The 4292-nt window shown below is 39.1% G+C and carries 4 protein-coding genes; 2 read left to right on the plus strand and 2 right to left on the minus strand.

Annotated features, from left to right (window positions below):
• Positions 1–298 precede the first annotated feature (298 nt).
• Together HADU_RS10615 and HADU_RS10620 are read right to left on the minus strand one after the other, a co-directional pair.
• The gene (locus tag HADU_RS10615) at positions 299–1981 is read right to left on the minus strand and encodes a hypothetical protein (RefSeq protein WP_034592777.1); all 1683 of its coding nucleotides are present in this window, start codon (positions 1979–1981) and stop codon (positions 299–301) included.
• 429 nt (positions 1982–2410) lie between these two features.
• Positions 2411–3766: an amino acid permease gene (locus tag HADU_RS10620; protein ID WP_034592779.1), complete on the minus strand. Its 1356-nt coding sequence runs from the start codon at positions 3764–3766 to the stop codon at positions 2411–2413.
• A gap of 157 nt (positions 3767–3923) precedes the next feature.
• On the opposite strand from HADU_RS10620, the gene HADU_RS16020 reads away from it, so the two are divergent.
• Positions 3924–4046 carry a hypothetical protein gene (locus tag HADU_RS16020; RefSeq protein WP_264653525.1) on the plus strand — a complete coding sequence of 41 codons (123 nt, stop codon included), beginning with the start codon at positions 3924–3926 and terminating at the stop codon, positions 4044–4046.
• 15 nt (positions 4047–4061) lie between these two features.
• Positions 4062–4292, plus strand: a 231-nt coding sequence (locus HADU_RS15540) for a helix-turn-helix domain-containing protein (RefSeq protein WP_171056669.1), incomplete at its 3' end; no start/stop codon positions are given.

The raw sequence follows: 4292 nt of genomic DNA on the forward strand, positions 1-4292 counted from the left end.
CCGTGATGACGATGATGATGACGATCGTGGCCGCTCAAGTGGTCGAGGCCGTGGTCGCAGCCGTGATGACGATGATGATGACGATCGCGGTCGTTCGGGAGGTCGAGGCGGAAGAAATACCCCGCCACGCGATGACCGAGGTCGCTTCACTTCCAGGTAAATTATTTGGGAGCAACCGGAAAGATATAGATGAAAGGTTTATATTTTTCTAAAAAGAAAAACATTTTGAATTTCTTATAGGTTTAAAGCGAGCAGATTAGTCTGCTCGCTTTTTTATATGATTTATTTACATGCTATTTTATTGAGTACGCTCTGGCGGATTTTCTATCCATCGGGGACTCGATGCCGATTGCATTAAAGCTTTCGCTGCTTTTGCGACAAACATCGAAACCTCGTCATCTACTTCCTCATTGTTGCTATAAAGCGGGAAAGTACCAGGCTGGTTTTGAATCACAATGTCATCAATAATCCAGCCACGATATGCATTATAGTACTGATCGACAGTATCGAATTTAAACCGGATTTTAATATTGGATTGGCCCGCATATTCATCTAAAGAAATAGCTTCTTGCTGGGCAAATTGAGGTGCAAGGTTAAAGCCAAAGTTTGAGAATGGAATTGACCAGCGGTTATAATCTGTTTGCGGATCAGACAGCGGATTTAATCGCGCCAGTTTTTTAAATTCCCCTCCATTGACTGAAACTTCCACATCCATGGCATCATACCCTCTGCTACTTGGATTTACTGATTCAATTTCCCACCAGGTTTTAAAACTTAAGCTGATTGGTTTTTGTGTAGTGCTCAGGTCAATTACTGGTGAAGTCAGTGTTCCATAATACGCCTTTGCTGACGTTCCACCATTCAGTCTTGTTTCTACTGGCTGCCCTTCCTCGGTTAAAAGACTGGCTTCTTTATTTAAGAAACTACCTGCAACACCATTGCCATACCAATATGCATAATTGCCTTGAGCAGGATCTGGCAGTTTGCCATTACTGCTATCATCTGGTGCCAAGGTCACTAAACGATTCACATCTTTATTAATAATCTTGTGATTTTTTTGCAGTAAAGACCATTTTGTTTCTTCAACTGTAGAGGCCTTTTCCCATTCATCTCGGGTAGCAGAGTCTTCTTCAAAAGTTTCCTGCCAAATACTGGTCGTAGCTTCAGTATTTTGTATCAAGGTAAATTGACTACCCCCTGAAATAGAGGACGTCACTGCAACCTGCTTTGTTAAACTTATATACCCGGGTGCACTGATCATAAGCGTTGCATTTTTTAAGGTATCGCCAAGCTCATCAGATACATTAAAAGCTAGACTGAAATATCCTTTCGCATCAGTTAATGCTGTAACGAATGCGCCATTGGTAGCCGCACCACCTGATAATGAAACCTGTGTATTTGCCAAAGGCTGACCTTGCACCAGAACTTGCCCTGATAGTGTCCCAATAATTGCTTCATTTACCGGATGAATCGTTTCACATTCAGCATTATTACAAGTTAAAGGCACGTTGATCGACAATTCCTTATTGGTATTTGTCGGATGAATAATGAATGGCACGATTGCAGTTTCAGAATGCTTTCTGACCAAAATATAGTAAATACCTGGTGCTAAATGAACTGAACCAGAAACACCCAAATGGTCTGTTGTATATTCTCGTGCCGAGGAGAAATCATTAATCACCGGAAGACGGTCATACTGGACAAAGAGACTGTGATCAACCGTATTATTATCAGAAATACTGGTGACGTTATTACTCCATTGTGCAGCTGATAAAATTCGAATGTCAGCATCTGCAAGCGCCAGATGACTTGCATCGGTAATGATTAATCGTTCTACTCCATTTGCTGGCGTTACGGTTTCTTCCGGGGTCGTTTGAGATGGTGGTGTAGAGCTACCAGAACTGCCTGAATCTGAACCACAGCCAGTCATTATCATTCCCGTAGAGGCAAGCAGCATTGTTGCTATAATATTGAGTTTCATGAGTAAAATCCTTATTAAAATAATAAATTAATTCTTATAATTCGCCTTTTAATAGGTATTTATTTTTATTATTAAGAAGCCTAAAAAATATATAACAAATCCATAGAAAATAAAAATATAAATTATTTCAAACCCAATTATTCAAAAAGTATTTATTAATATAAAATTCTATTTTTTTTGATTCAATCAACCCCTCAATTAAATTATCTTTTAATACTTATTTTTTATGAAAATAATTCTAATTATTTACTACATTTATTCTTAATAAAAACTTTATCACCTTGTTTTAAATAGAATATAGACAAATCAATTTATTCCAATTTCATTTAATCAAGCAAATATAAATCACATTATTATTTTCTACTAAAGCATGAAAAAAGGCACATAAAAATGGGCTCTAATGAACCCATTTTTAAAAGGATAAAAAATTTAAGTTTTCTTGGCTTGTAATATTTTGAAAAAAATAAATAATATTACAATCCACACTGGCAGCATCAGCACTGACAACATGAAACCTTGATCCCACATGATATAGAGCACTGTCAGCATAAAGACTGAAACCAGATAGTTACTCAGGGGTGAAAACAATGCAGGGAATTTAGTTTGTACAGTTTGGAGGCGAATGGCTTGCTTAAATTTAAGATGAATCAGTGTAATCATGATCCAGTTCAGTACTGCTGCTGCCACCACAATGTAAATTAGATAGCTTAGTGCTTTTTCAGGTACAAAATAGTTTAATAAAACACAGCCAAAAATCAGTAATGCTGAGAATAGCACCGCTGGCACTGGAATTCCTCGTGCATTCACCTTCTTAAAGGCTTTTGGAGCATTACCCTGCTCTGCCAGACCTAATAGCATTCTGCTATTGGCATACATCCCGCTATTACACACCGATAGCGAGGCTGTCAAAATAATAAAATTTAATAAGTGGGCGGCCCAATCAATACCCATCAGATTAAAAATCATCACAAACGGGCTATGCTCTAAATCACCTAAATTCAGCTGATTCCACGGCACAAGTGATAATAGAATTGCAAGTGAACAGATATAAAATAGAAATACACGAATTACAGTTTGATTTACAGCTTTTGGAATATTCTGATCCGGATTTTCGGTTTCCGCAGCAGCCATACTGATCAGCTCAATCCCGCCAAATGCAAACATCATAAAGGCCAGCATATAAAATAGGCCTTCAAAACCATTCGGGAAGAAACCGCCATGTGCCCATAAGTTCGTTATTGAAGCAGTAGAATCAACATCAGCAGTGACCAGCAAATAAATCCCAAATAAAATCATCGCGACAATCGCAAGGACTTTTATCATTGATAACCAGAATTCAGATTCGCCATAAATCTTTACATTGGTCAAATTCATGCCAGTGACCAGAATAAAGAAAAATAAAACCGAAACCCATACCGGAATTTCTGGCCACCAGTAATTGATATATTTACCAACCGCAGTCAGCTCAGTCATCGCTACCAGAATATACAGAATCCAGTAATTCCAGCCTGTTAAAAATCCTGGAAACTTCCCCCAATATTTAAAGGCGAAATAGCTAAATGAACCGGTTACAGGTTCATGTACAATCATTTCACCGAGTTGGCGCATAATCAGGAAAGCAATCAAACCGCCCATCAGATAACCCAAAATAATAGATGGACCAGCAGACTGAATAATATGAGCTGAACCTAGAAATAGACCGGTACCAATCGCACCGCCCATGGCAATCAGCTGGATATGACGATTCTTCAAACGGCGTTGAAGCTGCGGTGTTTCACTCTCCAAAACATATTCTCATAATGAATAAAAAAATAGGATTGTACCGAGTCTAGTGCCAATCAGCTAACTCATAAATTAGATCTCTTTCATAAATCAAAAAACGATCTTCTTTTTGGTTAATATTTGCACTCCGGATTTCTTAGCATTCGTGCATAATCTGCCGATGAAATACATCGATTCAAACAAGCTTTCTGATCCTCAGTTCAAGCGATACACAGGCATCTCATGGTCAACTTTCTATTTGATGGTTGAGCAATTGCAGAAGCATGTCTCTGCCAAAGGCTGACCGCCCAAGTTAAGCCTGGAGGATCAGGTTCTGCTCTGTCTGAGCTATTGGCGGGAATACCGAACCTTATTTCACGTTGCGACGAGTTACGGGGTTTCAGAGCCCACAGCCTCAAGAATTGTCCGTCATGTTGAAGACTGCCTGATTCGGTCCAATCTGTTTAATTTACCCAAAGATTTACCCGAGGGCGAAGGCATCGACTGGAATGTTGTGATCGTGGATGCCACGGAAATTCCAATCCAAAGG

Origin of the sequence: Acinetobacter sp. HA (genome assembly GCF_000264725.1) — a bacterium.
GTDB classification, from domain to species: Bacteria; Pseudomonadota; Gammaproteobacteria; order Pseudomonadales; family Moraxellaceae; genus Acinetobacter; species Acinetobacter schindleri.

Coding starts and splice junctions, on each gene's coding strand:
- HADU_RS16020 (WP_264653525.1), top strand. CDS start 3,924: ATGAAATACATCGATTCAAACAAGCTTTCTGATCCTCAGTTCAAGCGA.
- HADU_RS10615 (WP_034592777.1), bottom strand. CDS start 1,981: ATGAAACTCAATATTATAGCAACAATGCTGCTTGCCTCTACGGGAATG.